This is a genomic window from Paraburkholderia sp. SSBN10T (genome assembly GCF_056619545.1).
Genome location: NZ_JBWQQI010000002.1, coordinates 243,390 through 257,766, shown reverse-complemented (window position 1 = coordinate 257,766; position 14,377 = coordinate 243,390). Strand labels below are relative to the sequence as shown.

The following is a 14,377-nucleotide window of genomic DNA, read 5'->3' as shown; positions in this document are numbered from 1 at the left end:
GCGAGGGCCGGTCTTCGTGCGGACCCCTCCGAGGTGGCTTACGTGGTGGACACCTACAGGCTGGCGGTTGTCAGCCCGCTTTCTTTGCTTACTTTCTTTGCGGCGGCAAAGAAAGTAAGTGCCGCCCCGCACAGGGGCGAAGCTAATAGACCGATAACAAAGCAAGGAAAGGCCAACACCCCAAGAACAACGACAACCGCCGCAGGCAAACAAAAAACAAAAACCGAGACCGGCGTAGCCATAATCAGCGCATTACTAGTAGTAGCCCTATCAGCAATCCTGGTATCAGGCATCCTCTGGCGCCAGCAAGTACAAATCCGCCGGATAGAAAACCAACGCCTGCTATCCCAGGCCCAATGGATTTCCAGAGGCGCCTTAGACTGGACAAGACTGATCTTGAGATCCGAAGGCGACACCTCAGCAGGCATCACGTACCTGGGGGGCATATGGGGCGTCCCCATAGCCCGAACTCGCCTATCGGATTTCCTGGGCCAAATAGGCGAAGTCCGCTCCGCCGAAGGCGCCTCAACCTATCTATCAGGCTCGATCGAAGACGCCCAAAGCAAATTCAACCTGCGCAACCTGGTCTCGAGCCCGGCCCCAGGCGTACTGCAAGTAAACGTGGAGCAAGTCCAGGCCTTCCAGCGCCTGCTCGCCCTGTTAAGCCTCAACAGCCAGTTGGCAAAAACCGCCGCCCTTCAGATCCGCGATAGCCTGGCCCAATCCGCCACGCGTTTCCAGGCGCAAACCGCGGCGACCGGCGCTACCGGCGCCCCCGTCATGGGCGGCGCGATCGGCGGCAATAATTTCACGGATAAACCCGGCCTCGACGACACCGAAAGCAACCCCGATGTCGCCCCGCTCCAGATGACCCGCGTCGACTCGCTGCTCGACGTGCCCGGCTTCACGCCGGAAATGATCGCCAGACTGCGCCCGTTCGTGACCTATCTGCCCACCACCACGGCAGTCAACATGAACACCGCGCCGGCCGAAGTGATCGCCGCCGTCGTGCCGGAGATGAACCTGTCCTCCGCGCAAGCGCTCGTCGCGCGCCGCACGACGGTGTTCTTTCGTAACGTCGGCGATGTATTGTTGGCCTTGCAAGCGACCGGCGTTCAGCAAACGGCGATCGATTCCAGTCTCTATGACGTCAATACCAGTTACTTTTTCATCCACGGCCGTGTCGATCACGAACGCGCGGAAGTGGATCGCACGACCCTCGTTTATCGCGATGCGCTGACGCACACCACCCGCATCGTGCGCGTACAAGATCAACTATGAATAACGCTTTTCCCGGAGAGAGTGGCCTTTGAGCACGCTGATCGTCCTTTTGCCGCCGCGTGACCCGGCGGTGCCATCGCAGGAATGGCAACTGCCGGAATTGCCGTTCCTGCTGCTCGACAAGTCGGGCCGCACGCAACGCGCGGGCCGCTCCGCGCTCGCGTTGTTGCCGCGCGCCTCGTCGACGGTCCTGATGGTCGCCGCGCGCGACCTCCTGATGATGCCCGCCACCCTGCCCCCGCTGAAGGGGCCGCGTTTGCGCCAGGCGTTGCCGAACATCGTCGAGGATCAACTGATCCAGGATCCGCAGACCTGTCATATCGCGCTCGACCCGCAACCGCTCGGCAGCGGTCGGCATCTGCTCGCCATCGTCGATCGCGGCTGGTTCCGCTTCATTTGCGAAGCCTTTACCACGGCCGGTCATCGCAGCATGCGCGCCGTGCCGGTCACGCGCTGCTTGCCGCTGCCGGCCGCTACCGCGTCGCTTGCGCAACCCGAAGCAGACGCGCAGCCCGCCGTGGCTGACAAGCTCGCAGCCGCTTTGCAGGTCGAGCCGCCGTCGCCGGTCGTTGCGGCCGTGCTCGGCACCGTAGTCTCGACTGCGCCCGCCCTGCTTCTCGAGATGACCCAGGAGTCCAGCACCACGCGCGTGGAACTGGCGATTGCGCGCGGCGTCCAGGGTGAAGGGCTCGCGGTGCCCGCGACGGCTGTCAACGCGACCCTCGAGGCGCTGTCCGGCGCCGCGCCGGTCTCGCTCTATCTGCTCACCGAAGTACCAGGCAACGAACCTGGCATGGGTTCAAGTGCACAAGCGAAGCTCGCTGCCCAGATAGCCGGCGCGCAGCCGCTGCCGTTCGAAAAGCTCGCTCGCCGCGCGCTCGAATGCCGTTTCGACCTCTGCCAGTTCGAGTTCGCAGCACAGCCCTGGCGTCTCGACCGCGCCACCCTGCGCCGTCTGCGCTTGCCGGTGCTGCTCGCCGCGGGCGCGCTGGTGGTCGCGATCATCGGCGCCAATGTGCAGTGGCTGATGCTCGCGCATCAACGCGACGCGATCAACGCGCAGATGACCGAGTTGTTGCTCAACACTTTCCCGAAAACGACTGTCGTGCTCGACGCGCCCGACCAGATGTCGCGCCAGATGCAGCAACTGCGCGTGGCGGCGGGTGAGCTGTCGCCGGACGATTTCCTTTCGCTCGCGGCCGGACTCTCGCGCTCGCTTGGGCCGGTGCCGGTCAATGGGATCGCGGCGCTCGATTATCACGATCACCGTCTCGACGTGACCTTCAAGCCTGAAATCAAGGTCGACCCGGGCCTCGCGCAGCGCTTGTCGGGCAACGGCCTCGCCGGCGCGATCGACAGCAATACGGGCAAGTGGAGCATCAGGAGCGGACAATGAAAACTGAACTTGCTCAAACATGGGCCGGATTCTGGGACGGGCGTACCGAGCGCGAGAAGAACCTGCTGACATGGGGCGGCGCGGCGTTGGGCGTAGTGATTGCGTGGTCGATCCTGTGGGCTCCGGCCCAGGACGGACGCGCGCATTTGCGGGAAACACTGCCGGCGATGCAGCGTCAACTCGCGCAGATGACCGCCCAGGCTGAGGAAGCGCGCCGTCTGTCGGGCGCGGCCCAAGGCGTGACGCCGACCGGCGGCGCGCTCAAGGATGCCCTTACCGCTTCGCTCACCGACCACGGCCTCGCGCCGCTGCAGGTGCAGTTGTTGGGCAATGCGGTGCAGGTCCAGTTGAAAAACGCGTCGTTCCCGGTTTGGACCACGTGGGTGAACGACGTGCGGCGGCAATTCAAGGTGCAGATCGCCGAGGCGCACATTACCGCACTCAAGGACGATGGACAGGTCGACCTGACAGCCTCGCTGCAGCCGTCGACCGCGAAATGACGGTGCAGCCACAGGATCTCGCATGAATTTCTGGATGCGGCGCTTGCGCGCTGCCCTGCCGTGGCTGCTGGTCGCGGTGTTATCGAGCGGTACCGTATTGCTGGTGCTATTACCCGCGGCGTGGATCACGCCAGCCTTCACCAGGGCAAGCGGCGGCCATGTCAATCTGGTCGACCCGGCAGGCTCGCTGTGGCACGGCTCGGCCACGCTGATGCTGGCCGCCGGCTCGGACACCAGCGCCTCGACGTTGCTGCCGGGCCGGATCGAATGGCATACCGCGTTCTGGCCGCTTTTCACCGGCCGCGTACGGATGACCATGCTGCAAAGCGAGGCGATGCCCACCCCGATCACCGTCGATGCCACTGGGCGCGGTTCTACGGTGTCGCAGGGGACGATCGCCGTGCCGGCCTCGTTGCTCGCCGGTCTCGGCGCGCCGTTCAACACGCTCGATCTGCAGGGCGACGTGCGGCTCGCGTGGAGCGACTGGCGCAGCTTCGGCAAGCAAGCCTTCGGACAACTGACGGTCACGCTGAGCGACGCAAGCTCACGTGTCTCGCTGGTCAAGCCGCTTGGTTCCTACCGGGTGGTGGTGCAGGCGGAAGGCGGCAGTTCGACGATCGATCTCTCGACGCTGAAAGGTCCCTTGATGCTGAACGGCCACGGCGTGCTGGGCGGTGCGGCCTCGTCGTTTAACGGCACGGCGAGCGCGGCCCCGGAGCAGCGCGATAACCTCGCCGGCCTGCTGAATCTGCTCGGGCGGCCGAGCGGTCCGAATACGGTGACGCTGACGTTCGCTCGCTGACCTTCTCGTTGAAACCTTTAGCCCGCTGAGCCGGATCCGTTGGACGCGGCCGGCGCGGGCGCTGCCGCAGGGGCAACCGCTGCGCCGGTTGCCTTTGCATCCGCACTGGCGGCTGCCGTTGGCGCGGCTACGCTGCCCGTCTCGCGCGCCATCTGCGAGACATCCCAGCCACCGCCGAGGGCCTTCACGAGTCCCACCGACGACACCATCCGCTGCCCCGCCAGACTGGCCAGTTTCTGCTCTGCAGTGAACGCCGTGGTTTGCGCAGTCAGGACGCTCAGGTAACCCACGGTGCCTGACTTGTACTGATTCGTGACGATGTCGAGCGCCTGCTGGGCGGAAGCGACGGCCTGCTGCTGCACGACGATTTCCTGCGCGAGAATCCGTTGCGAGGCGAGGTTGTCCTCCACGTCCTGAAACGCTGCCAGCACGGTTTGACGGTAAACCGCCACGTCCTCGTCGTAGGTCGCGCGGGCCGCATTGGTCTGTGCCTCGCGCAGGCCGCCGTCGAAGATCGTGCCGGCGAGCTGCGGGCCGAGCGTCCAGAAACGCGCCGGTGCGGTAAGCAATTGCGACAGCACCGAGCTCTGGAAGCCGCCGGTCGCCGACAGCGTCAGTGACGGGAAGAACGCCGCGATGGCGACGCCGATCTGCTCGTTGGCAGCCTTGGCGGCACGCTCGGCCGCCGCGATGTCGGGCCGGCGTTCGAGCAGCGCGGACGGCATCTGCGCCGGGACGGTGGGTGGCGTGGCGGTGAGCGGCGACGGCGCAATCGAGAACGTCGAGGCCGGCTCGCCGACCAGCACGGCGATGGCATGCTCGTCCTGGGCGCGGGCGATGCCGTTGTCGATCGCCGCGGCCTGAGCCGATTGCAGTTGCGCTTGCGCCTGGATCACGTCGGAGCGCGCAGCGACGCCCTGCGCATACTGATTCTGCGTGAGCTTCAGCGATTTTTCGTAGGCAGCGACGGTGTCGTCGAGCAACTTCTGCATCGCATCGAGCGAGCGCAACGAGAAATAGGTCTGGGCGAGCGTGCCCTGCGCCGACAGTCGCGCGTTGGCGAGCGTTGCTGCAGCGCCCTGCTGGCTCGCTTCCTGCGCGCTGACCGTACGGCTAACCTTGCCCCACAGGTCCGGCTCCCAACTGGCGTCGAGTTGCAGGTTGTAGCTGTTGCTGACGCTGGAACGCGAGCTTCCCGAGGTGCTGGCGGACGAGCCGTTGCCCGAGCGGGTCAGGCCAGCCGAGCCGCTGATCACCGGAAAATACGCCGCGCGCGCTTCGCCGACCAGCGCGCGGGCCTGGCGGTAGGCGGCCGCGTATTGCGCGACGGTCTGGTTCGAGGTGTTCAACTGGTCTTCGAGCGCATTGAGCTGCGGGTCGTCGTAGATGGTCCACCACGCGCCACGGTCGTGCTGATCGGCTGGTTGCGCGACCTTCCAGCCCGGCGCGGCTTCCTTATAGGAGGCCGGCACCTTGGCGGTGGGTTGCTTGTAGTCAGGGCCGACCGCGCAACCGGCCAGCACGGTGGCCAGCGTTGCGGAGACGGCGAGGGTCAGGGCGCGCGGTGCAAGGGTTCGCGCGCGCGAGCTTCGGTCAAACTGCATGCAATGAATTCCTGTCGATTCGGCCGACGCAAAACCCCGGCGCAGAGATCCACGGGTCATGGAAGGATTGGCGGGCGGCCGCCCTGATGGCCCGTTGGCAATAACCGGCAACACGGGCCGGGAAGTCGCGACGATCCGGAATGGTAGCTTACGCGACGCCGACGGCGCGGCAAACCGAAAGAGTAATGCGCCGCGCGCTGCGGGTGTGTAACCGGCGCGGCGGTGACGGTTACGCGCCGTTACGACGTGGCCGCATAACAGATGCGCGGCGCGCCCTCGAAGGCTTCAGGCGGGAAATTCAGGCGCGCAGATCGGCGCTAGCCTGGCGAGCCTGTTTGCCTGCCGCGGCGCGGCAGGCCGGCGCGTCGGCGCGGACGTGGCAGGCCGAGGCCGTGGGGAGACCCGGCGCGGTAGCGGCTCCTGGCGCCAGCACCCTTGCCGCGCCGGCGCGCAGCGCCACTACGGGTGCAGCGCTCGCCGCCGGACTCTGCTTGGCCTTACTGCCGTTGCGGCGATGCTCGACCCACGCAAAGAACAACACCCCGAGCGATCCACCCGGCAACACGAACATGACGACGTACAGCGCCAGCTTCCACCAGCGGTTCGGTCCTTGAAAGGACTGCACGGCGGAATCGTGAAGTGAGCGGCTCAGCCCGCCCAGGGTGTTTTTCAGGTACAGCATAACGGGGAATCCTCTACGCACGGCGCAGGCACGGTGCGCGGCAAGGCGGTCAGAACATGGTCTCGGGTGGCGCTGGTGGCGCGTAACTCGTTGCCTGTCATAATATTGACTATGCAATTAATTTTCAAGATACTCTTCATCACGCCAGATTGCCGTGTTGTTTTTTCGACAGCGTGACAGTCGAGCTCACCAAACCTCAGATTGACTTGTCTGCTTAGGCAGCTAAAATTCGGTCAGCTTCCTGCTGTAGTCACTCAGGCGTCAACTGAAGTATCAAAGCGAATTTCGATGACAGACGGTCCCTACAACGCCGACGAGATTCATCTCGAGTCGAGTCTTGGCTATTACCTGTCGAAAGCGCGCAATGTGCTGGTCGAGCGGATGGACCGGGCGGTCAAGCCGTTAGGGCTCACCGCGCAGCAGATTGGCGTGATCCTGATGTTGTCGTGCGAGCGGGCGCATACGCCGTATGAACTGTCGCGCGCCATGTCGTACGACAGCGGGTCGATGACGCGCATGCTCGATCGCCTTGAAAAGAAAGGCTTTATTGTCCGCACGCGCAGCGATGCCGACCGTCGCATGGTCAAGCTCGAACTGACGCCGCGCGGACGCGAAGTTGCCCAGCAGTTGCCGCGCGTCGGCTCGACGGTGCTGAACGAGCAGTTGCAAGGTTTTAGCGCCGAGGAGATCGTGACGCTGACGAAACTGCTCGGCCGCCTGATTGCGAACGGCTCGGGCTGCGGCGAAGAAGCATGCGGGTTCACGCCGTGCGAGACCCGAGTGGTAGCAGAGCAGTTCCCGGCGCCGCAAGACGGCGAGGTGTAACCCCGAGACGCGCGATTTCCGCGTCGAGGTTCAAGTAAATATCTGTCTGGGCAGAAGATGCCGGAACATGCAAGCCATCAGGTCTCGCGGCGAAATATGCATGCCCGGTCAAGCTTTTGCCGGCAGCTTTGCATGGGACCGGAGTCACAGCTTTAGCGCTAACTCCGATCGACAGGAGATTCAATCATGGCCGCTACGGCTCCCGCAGTTGCCGCACCCGCCCCTGAACCCGCCCCGCTCGCCGGCGGCACGCTGGCGTTGCTCACCGTCGGCCTTGCGCTCGGCACGTTCATGGAAGTGCTCGACACGTCGATCGCCAACGTTGCCGTGCCGACCATTTCCGGTAGCCTCGGCGTCGCCACCAGTCAGGGCACCTGGGTGATCTCGTCATATTCGGTCGCCTCCGCGATTGCCGTGCCGCTGACCGGCTGGCTCGCCCGCAGGGTCGGCGAGGTGCGCCTCTTTACGCTCTCGGTGCTGCTCTTCACTATCGCCTCCGCGATGTGCGGCTTCGCGCAGAACTTCGAGTCGCTGATCGCCTTCCGGCTGATTCAGGGGCTGGTGTCCGGGCCGATGGTGCCGCTTTCGCAGACCATCCTGATGCGCTCGTACCCACCCGAAAAACGCGGCCTAGCGCTCGGCCTATGGGCGATGACGGTGATCGTCGCGCCGATCTTCGGGCCCGTGATGGGCGGCTGGATCACCGACAACTACACGTGGCCGTGGATTTTCTACATCAACGTGCCGATCGGCCTGTTTTCGGCGGCGTGCGCATTTTTGCTGCTGCGCGGGCGCGAGACGAAGACAACCCAGCAACGAATCGACGCGATCGGCCTCGCACTCCTGGTGATCGGTGTGTCGTGCCTGCAGATGATGCTCGACCTTGGCAAGGACCGCGACTGGTTCAACTCGAAGTTCATTGTCGCGCTGGCGATCATCGCTGTGATTTCGATTGCCTTCATGCTGGTCTGGGAAATGACCGAGAAGGAGCCGGTCGTCGATCTGTCGCTCTTCAAGGACCGTAACTTCGCACTTGGCGTGCTGATCATCTCGTTCGGGTTTATGGCGTTCTTCGGCTCGGTGGTGATCTTCCCGCTCTGGCTGCAAACGGTGATGGGCTACACGGCCGGCCTCGCGGGTCTGGCGACGGCGCCCGTCGGCTTACTCGCGCTGGTGCTCTCGCCGATGATCGGCCGCAACATGCACCGTCTCAATCTGCGGATGGTGGCGAGCTTCGCCTTTATCGTGTTCGCATTCGTGTCGTTCTGGAACTCGACCTTCACGCTCGATGTGCCGTTCAATCAGGTGATCTTGCCGCGTCTCGTGCAGGGGATCGGCGTTGCCTGCTTCTTTGTGCCGATGACGACGATCACGCTCTCCAGCGTGTCCGACGAGCGTCTCGCGAGCGCCTCGGGTCTGTCGAACTTTTTCCGCACGCTCTCGGGCGCAATCGGCACTGCGATCAGCACGACCTTCTGGGAAAACGACACGATTTATCATCACGCGGTGCTGACGGAATCGGTCAGCACCTACGCGCCGAACACGAACGCTTATAGCGATGCGCTGACGGGCCTCGGTTTCGCCGGCCAGAGCCTGACCGCGCAACTGAACCAGACCGTGACGCAACAGGCGTACATGATGGCGACCAACGACTTCTTCCGGATTTCGTGCGTCAGTTTCATCGTGCTGGCTGGGCTGGTGTGGATCACCAAGCCGCGCAAGGGTGCGGGGCCGTCGATGGGTCACTGAGCGGCGCCACGCGCCTGCTCACAAGCGGCGCACGCGCGGCGCCGCCTCGCAGGGCGTTCGATTACTGTGTGACAGGGTCGGCGCCAGGCGGGCTCATCGACTGCGCCGGCGCGGCCTCCAGCGATGGATTCGTCGGCGCCGCGCCGTTAGTGCCTTGCGGCGGGACGCTGCTCGCGGTCCCGCTACGCACGAATTCCTTGAAATCGGCGCCGGCTTCCCACGGATTCGGCTTGCAGCCGAGTGAACTGTCGCAATGCGCAGCGAAGCCGATCGTGGCCGTGCCGTCGTTGTTCGGCGTTTTAGTGATCTGATAAGCCAGTGCGCGTTTGCCGCCATCCGGCCCGGCGGTCTGGATCAGCGAATCGGTGACGGCTTCGATCTTGTAGGTGGAATGATTCGTGACCCACGTCTGGGCGCGTTGCCACCAGAGATTGCATTCGTTCGCACTCGCGCACGTCAGCGGCGTGGTGGCAATCTGCATGACGTCGGGATCCACCTGCCCGCGCGTCGAGCAGCCGGAGGCGGCGAGAACACACAATGTTGCCAGGATAGCCTTCTTCATCGCGTTGCTTCCTCCCTGCTTGGAGACGACAGGATGCGCGCAGCCGGCACGCGGATGGTCATCCAGTAAGGGTTGGACTCGCGTGAGCGGGCGGTGTTTCATACGCGTGGTCGAAACATCCCGGCGGGACATTTCTTGCCGAAGCACCCAACCGGAGGTGCGCCGGTTGGGTAGCCGTTACCGGTCTTTTGTCGGCGTGGCCGGCGCGCCGCGCCCTCAGACGCTAAAGCGGTTCAACGTGTAGGCGCGATACGCGGCCACGAAAGCGTCGAACGAGCCGACCTCTTCACGCTCGAGCCGCGCCTGCTCGTCGAGCGACTGCGCGGCGAGTTCCGCGAAGGCCTGCTCGGTTGCGTCGTCGAGCGGCCGCGCGCGGAAATACGCCGCATGGGCTTCACTCTGTTCGAGGCCGAAGGCGAGGAAGCTCTGCTGCTTGTCGCGCATCGTTTGCAGCACGCGCGCCGAAGGCGTCAGCGAGACATCGGCGAGCTTTGCCCGCTGTGCAGCGAGTGCGCGTACGTGCATGTCGTCGCCGTGCAAGGCGTCCAGCGCTTTCGCTGCGATCTCGATCTTCGCGAACAACTCCTCGGCCCACTCGGTCATGGCAATCGGCTTGCCGTCGCGCGTCAGTTCGAGGCCGGGCTTGCGCCCTTCCATCGTCACGCGGCCGAAGTTCTGGTTGGCTTCGCAGTAGGCCGCAGGCGGCAGCGGCGGGCTGTCTTCAAACGCGCAGACCAGCAGGTACGCGTCGAGAAAGCGAGCGGTTTCGAGCGCAATCCCGCTCGGCTCGAACGGATCGATGTCCATGCAGCGCACTTCGACATACTGCACGCCGCGCGAGGCAAGCGCATGCAGCGGACGCTCGCCCGGATAGGTGACGCGCTTCGGGCGGATCGTCGAATAGAACTCGTTCTCGATCTGCAGCACGTTGGTGTTGATCTGCACCCACTCGCCGTTGCGCTGCGTGCCGATCGCTTCGTATGGCGGATAGGGTTGGCTCACGGCCTTGGCCAACGCGTCGAGGTAGCCCGGCAGCGTGTCGTAGTCCGCATGCAGCGCTGCTTGCGCGGTGGTGTTCGAATAGCCGAGGTCGCTCATGCGCAGGCTGGTCGCGTAGGGGCGATACAGCGTGTCGGCATCGAAGGTTTCGAGCGTGTGTTTGCGATCACGCAGAAAGCGCCGGTCCAGCGCCGGCGAGGCGCCGAACAGATACATCAGCAGCCAGTTGGTGCGGCGGAAATTGCGGATCAACGCAAGATAGCGCTCGGACTGGAAATCCACCGCGCTTGCCGTGGATTGCTGGTCCGCATGCAGCACCCGCCACACTTCTTCGTTCAGCGAATAGTTGTAGTGGATGCCGGCAATGGTTTGCATCGCGCGGCCGTAGCGCAGCGCGAGACCGACGCGATACACGTACTTCAGCTTGCCGATGTTCGACGAGCCGTACTGCGCGATCGGAATGCCGTCGTCGGTGGCGGGCAGCAGGCCCGGCATCGAGTTGTTCCACAGGATCTCGCCGTCGAGCTTGGAGTAGACGAAACGATGCAACTGATCGAGCTTGTCGAGCGTGAGCTCAGGATCGTGTTCCGCCGGTGTGATCAACTCGATCAGCGCCTCCGAATAGTCGGTGGTCAGCGACGGATGCGTAAGCGCCGAGCCGAGCGCGCGCGGATGCGGCGTCAGCGCGAGCTGGCCGTCGTGTGTGACGCGCAGGCTTTCCCTCTCGATGCCGCGCAGGCCGGTCAGGAGCACATGGCTTTGCGCACCGGCGGCCAGCAAGGACAGGCGGTGCGAAAGCAGATCGGTCGTGCGAGAAATGGTTGTGTTTTGCATTGATACGAGTCGGACGTTGTCGGCCGCCATGTGCCGCTCACGTCAGGCTATGTGCGGTTGACAACATCCGGCGGAATTTTCAGTAGCGGGCACTTTAACATCTCGCCAGAAGCCCTGCTTGAGGTCCACCCGGACGCGGCCGAGCGGGCTTGTGGCAGACGCAGCAAGGCGCTGCGCCGGGTGCTGGCGAGCTATCCGCCGCGCGCGCCGCCCGCGCGGTCCACCACTTCATTCCACAGATGCATCGCCGCGTAGGCACGCCACGGACGCCACGCGTCGGTGCGCACGCGCTGCTGGGTCGGGCGTCGCAGCGCGGGATCGCGCGACGCGATCGACTGCATCAGCACCAGATCCCACGCGGGCCATGCGTCGGCGTCGCGCCAGGCGCGCATCGCCACGTATTCGACGGTCCACGGCCCGATGCCGGGCAAGGCCAGCAGCGCGGCGCGCAAGGCGGTGGTGTCGGCGCTCTGGGCGGTATGCGTGTCGAGCGGCACCGCACCGCTAGCCACCGCCGCAGCAAGGCCCTGCAGGGCCGCGACACGCTTGCCCGGCATGCCGATCTGCGCCATGTCCGCTGCCGCCAGCGCAGCGGGCGTTGGGAAGCGCCAGGCGGTGCCCTCGTGCGGATGGTCTTCGATTCGCCGGCCGGCGCGCTGTACCAGCCGGCCGATGATCGTGGTCGCGGCTTTCACGCTGACCTGCTGTCCGACGATGGCCCGCACCACCAGTTCGAAGGCCGACCACGCGCCCGGCACGCGCAGGCCCGGCGCGGCTTCGACGAGCGGCGCAAGCCATGGGTCGGAGGCGAAGTACGCGCCGATCGCCTTCGGGTCGGCGTGCAGGTCGAACATGCGCGCGATCGGCTCGCGCAGCGTCTCGGCGTGCCGCCCGGCCGGCCCTTCGATGGTGGCGACGAGGCAGCGCTTGCGGGCATGCGGCCGCACCGTCAGGGTGCCGCTGTCGCCGGCCCAGTCGATGGCGCGGCGGTACGCGCCGCCCTCGACCGCTTCGACGCCGGGCGTGGCGCGGCCGGCGAAAAAACGCAGGATGCGCGGCCAGTCGAACGGCGCTTTGAACGGCAGTTCAAGGATGGCGAGGTCGGTGGCAGTGCTCACGCGGCATGATCCAGGTCAGGAGTGGTGGTGGTGGCCGCGGGCTGCGCTTCGACCTCGAGCAGCGCTGCCTTGCGCTGCAGGCCCCAACGGTAGCCGGCCAGCGCCCCGCTCTTTTGCACGACCCGATGACACGGGATCGCCAGCGCGACCGGGTTCGATGCGCAGGCGCTGCCCACGGCCCGGACTGCGCGCGGCGAGCCGAGCGCCTCCGCGATCTCCGAATAGGTGCGCGTCTCGCCGTACGGAATGCGCCGCAGAGCGTCCCAAACACGCTGGCGGAAGGCGGTCGTAGCGATATCGAGCGGCAGGTCGAAGCGCTGACGGGTGCCGTGCAGGTACGCGTCGACTTGCGCGATGAACGGCGCGAGCCGGCCGGCGTCCTCGACCAGTTCGGCATTGACGAACTCGCCGTGCAATTCGCTTGCGAGCACTGCGGCGTCATCGCCGAAGCCGATCTTGCAGATGCCCTTGGCGGTAGCGGCCACCAGCACGAAGCCGAGCGAAGTCGGTGCGCTGGCGTAATACACCGTCAGGCCCGCGCCTTTGCGGCGGTAGGCAGATGGCGCCATGCCCAGCTCGGTTGGCGCGGATTCGTACATGCGCGACGGCGAGCCGAAGCCGGCGTCGACGGTGGCGCGCGTGACGTCCGTGCCGCGCTGGAGTGCGTCGCGCAGCGCCGCTCCGCGCTGGGCGGCCTGATACTGGCGCGGCGACACTCCCACGACGCGCTTGAAGAGCCGTTGCAGGTGGAACGGGCTCACATGCACGGCGTCGCTCAATTGGGCGAGCGTGAGCCGTTGCTGCGGGTCGGCGTCGAGCGCGGCGCAGGCGCGCTTGACGATCTCGAGCTCGCGCGGCAGGCCGCCCGGCTGACAGCGCTTGCAATCGCGATAGCCGGCGCTGCGAGCCGCCTCCGGCGTAGCGAAGAAATCGACGTTTTCGCGGCGCGGCTGACGCGATGCGCACGACGGCCGGCAGAACACGCCGGTGGTTTTGACGCCATAAAAAAAGGCGCCGTCGGCATGCGGGTCGCGTTGGTTCACGGCGGCCCAGCGTTCGGCGTCGGTAGACCAGACAGGTGTCACGGTGCGGTTCATGATGTCCTCGAAAAGACAGTTTCGATGGTCACCAATGTAGTTGGCAAGTCCCCACACTACGCTCCGGTTCTTGCTCTGTCATTGCTCGACTCCTGTTGTGACAGGGGTTTCGGGGTCAGTTCCCGCAAGGATGCGACAAAACGCCACCGTATCGGGTTTTCCCTTAAAAAGTTATTGCGTCGCACCAACCCCGTGTGTATAGTAGTTCCTGTCTCCTCCATGTCTCCTCCTGATATGGATTCAGCCTGCTCCCAGAGAGCGGGCTTTTTTTTGCCCGCTGCTTTTGCGCGGTTGCTTTTGTCCATTGGGTTTTGCCGATTTTGCCGGCTATGTGCCGGCCGGGCCCTTCCTGGCGGCTCGTCCATCCGCCCTGCTTCCCGGTTCCCCTCGCGGCTCCGCCTTTCTCCTACACTTCGAGTGATTCCCAGTCATTGCTTCGACAACTGGCCAAAGGGCGTTTTTTCATGAAAATCCATATTCGCGAGATCGACCACGTGGTCATCCGGGTGGCGGATCTCGAAGCCGTTACCCGCTTCTATTGCGACGTGCTCGGCTGCAGCATCGAAAAAGAGCAGCGCGAGATCGGCCTCGTCCAGTTGCGTGCCGGGCGCTCGCTGATCGATTTACTGGAGGTGGGCGCAAAAATCGACCGGCCGGACAGCGGTACGCCCGGCGCGGGACGCAATATGGATCATCTGTGCTTGCGGGTCGAAGGCTTCGATGGCGACGCGCTCAAGGCGCATTTGAGCGGGCACGGCGTGCGGATCGGCGAGCTGGGCGTGCGCTACGGCGCGGATGGATTCGGGCCGTCGCTGTATCTGTTCGACCCCGAGGGCAATATGGTCGAACTGAAGGGTCCGCCGGAAGCGGCGCGAGCAACGTCGCTGTAGAGAGCTGATCCGTGAGGTGAGGCAACGTGACGGGCCGG

The 14,377-nt window shown here is 65.0% G+C and carries 13 protein-coding genes; 7 read left to right on the top strand and 6 right to left on the bottom strand.

Translation table 11 applies throughout. From position 1 onward, the window contains the following. Positions 1 to 240 precede the first annotated feature (240 nt). Genes gspK through AC1ECK_RS03755 form a run of 4 tightly spaced genes read left to right on the top strand, consistent with a single transcriptional unit; the run spans position 241 to position 3,979 of the window. On the top strand, positions 241 to 1,281 hold the full coding sequence (gene gspK, locus AC1ECK_RS03770; RefSeq protein ID WP_480316465.1) for a type II secretion system minor pseudopilin GspK: 1,041 nt from the start codon (positions 241 to 243) through the stop codon (positions 1,279 to 1,281). A 28-nt stretch (positions 1,282 to 1,309) separates the two neighbouring features. Then, a complete protein-coding gene (gene gspL / locus AC1ECK_RS03765; RefSeq protein WP_480316008.1) occupies positions 1,310 to 2,677 on the top strand; it encodes a type II secretion system protein GspL in 1,368 nt (455 codons plus the stop codon). Beyond that, complete coding sequence (gspM, locus tag AC1ECK_RS03760) at positions 2,674 to 3,177, top strand: type II secretion system protein GspM (protein ID WP_480316006.1); 504 nt, start codon at positions 2,674 to 2,676, stop codon at positions 3,175 to 3,177. The genes gspL and gspM overlap by 4 nt, the downstream gene beginning before the upstream one ends. Positions 3,178 to 3,199: 22 nt before the next feature. Further along, positions 3,200 to 3,979, top strand: coding sequence for a type II secretion system protein N (locus AC1ECK_RS03755; RefSeq protein WP_480316004.1), 780 nt, complete (start codon positions 3,200 to 3,202; stop codon positions 3,977 to 3,979). 17 nt (positions 3,980 to 3,996) lie between these two features. Here the strand turns inward: AC1ECK_RS03755 and AC1ECK_RS03750 are convergent, their stop codons facing one another. Both AC1ECK_RS03750 and AC1ECK_RS03745 read right to left on the bottom strand, forming a co-directional pair. Continuing rightward, positions 3,997 to 5,583 (bottom strand): efflux transporter outer membrane subunit, encoded by a 1,587-nt coding sequence (locus AC1ECK_RS03750; protein WP_480316002.1) that lies wholly within the window; start codon positions 5,581 to 5,583, stop codon positions 3,997 to 3,999. A 298-nt stretch (positions 5,584 to 5,881) separates the two neighbouring features. Continuing rightward, complete coding sequence (locus AC1ECK_RS03745; protein WP_480316000.1) at positions 5,882 to 6,265, bottom strand: hypothetical protein; 384 nt, start codon at positions 6,263 to 6,265, stop codon at positions 5,882 to 5,884. Between the two features lie 288 nt (positions 6,266 to 6,553). Between AC1ECK_RS03745 and AC1ECK_RS03740 the strand changes: the two genes are divergently transcribed. Beyond that, on the top strand, positions 6,554 to 7,090 hold the full coding sequence (locus AC1ECK_RS03740; RefSeq protein WP_480315998.1) for a MarR family winged helix-turn-helix transcriptional regulator: 537 nt from the start codon (positions 6,554 to 6,556) through the stop codon (positions 7,088 to 7,090). A 186-nt stretch (positions 7,091 to 7,276) separates the two neighbouring features. Beyond that, complete coding sequence (locus AC1ECK_RS03735) at positions 7,277 to 8,839, top strand: DHA2 family efflux MFS transporter permease subunit (RefSeq protein ID WP_480315996.1); 1,563 nt, start codon at positions 7,277 to 7,279, stop codon at positions 8,837 to 8,839. A gap of 61 nt (positions 8,840 to 8,900) precedes the next feature. On the opposite strand, the gene AC1ECK_RS03730 is transcribed toward AC1ECK_RS03735, so the two are convergent. From AC1ECK_RS03730 to ada, 4 genes are all read right to left on the bottom strand, one after another. Then, positions 8,901 to 9,401, bottom strand: a complete 501-nt coding sequence (locus AC1ECK_RS03730; RefSeq protein ID WP_480315994.1) for a hypothetical protein — start codon at positions 9,399 to 9,401, stop codon at positions 8,901 to 8,903. Positions 9,402 to 9,617: 216 nt separating this feature from the next. Beyond that, positions 9,618 to 11,234: a glutamate--cysteine ligase gene (gshA, locus tag AC1ECK_RS03725; protein WP_480315992.1), complete on the bottom strand. Its 1,617-nt coding sequence runs from the start codon at positions 11,232 to 11,234 to the stop codon at positions 9,618 to 9,620. A gap of 191 nt (positions 11,235 to 11,425) precedes the next feature. Next, positions 11,426 to 12,352: a DNA-3-methyladenine glycosylase family protein gene (locus AC1ECK_RS03720; protein WP_480315989.1), complete on the bottom strand. Its 927-nt coding sequence runs from the start codon at positions 12,350 to 12,352 to the stop codon at positions 11,426 to 11,428. Then, the gene (gene ada, locus AC1ECK_RS03715) at positions 12,349 to 13,449 is read right to left on the bottom strand and encodes a bifunctional DNA-binding transcriptional regulator/O6-methylguanine-DNA methyltransferase Ada (protein ID WP_480315987.1); all 1,101 of its coding nucleotides are present in this window, start codon (positions 13,447 to 13,449) and stop codon (positions 12,349 to 12,351) included. The genes AC1ECK_RS03720 and ada overlap by 4 nt, the downstream gene beginning before the upstream one ends. Positions 13,450 to 13,913: 464 nt before the next feature. Here ada and AC1ECK_RS03710 point away from each other — a divergent pair, with 464 nt between their 5' ends. Further along, the gene (locus AC1ECK_RS03710; protein ID WP_480315985.1) at positions 13,914 to 14,339 is read left to right on the top strand and encodes a VOC family protein; all 426 of its coding nucleotides are present in this window, start codon (positions 13,914 to 13,916) and stop codon (positions 14,337 to 14,339) included. Positions 14,340 to 14,377: the final 38 nt, after the last annotated feature.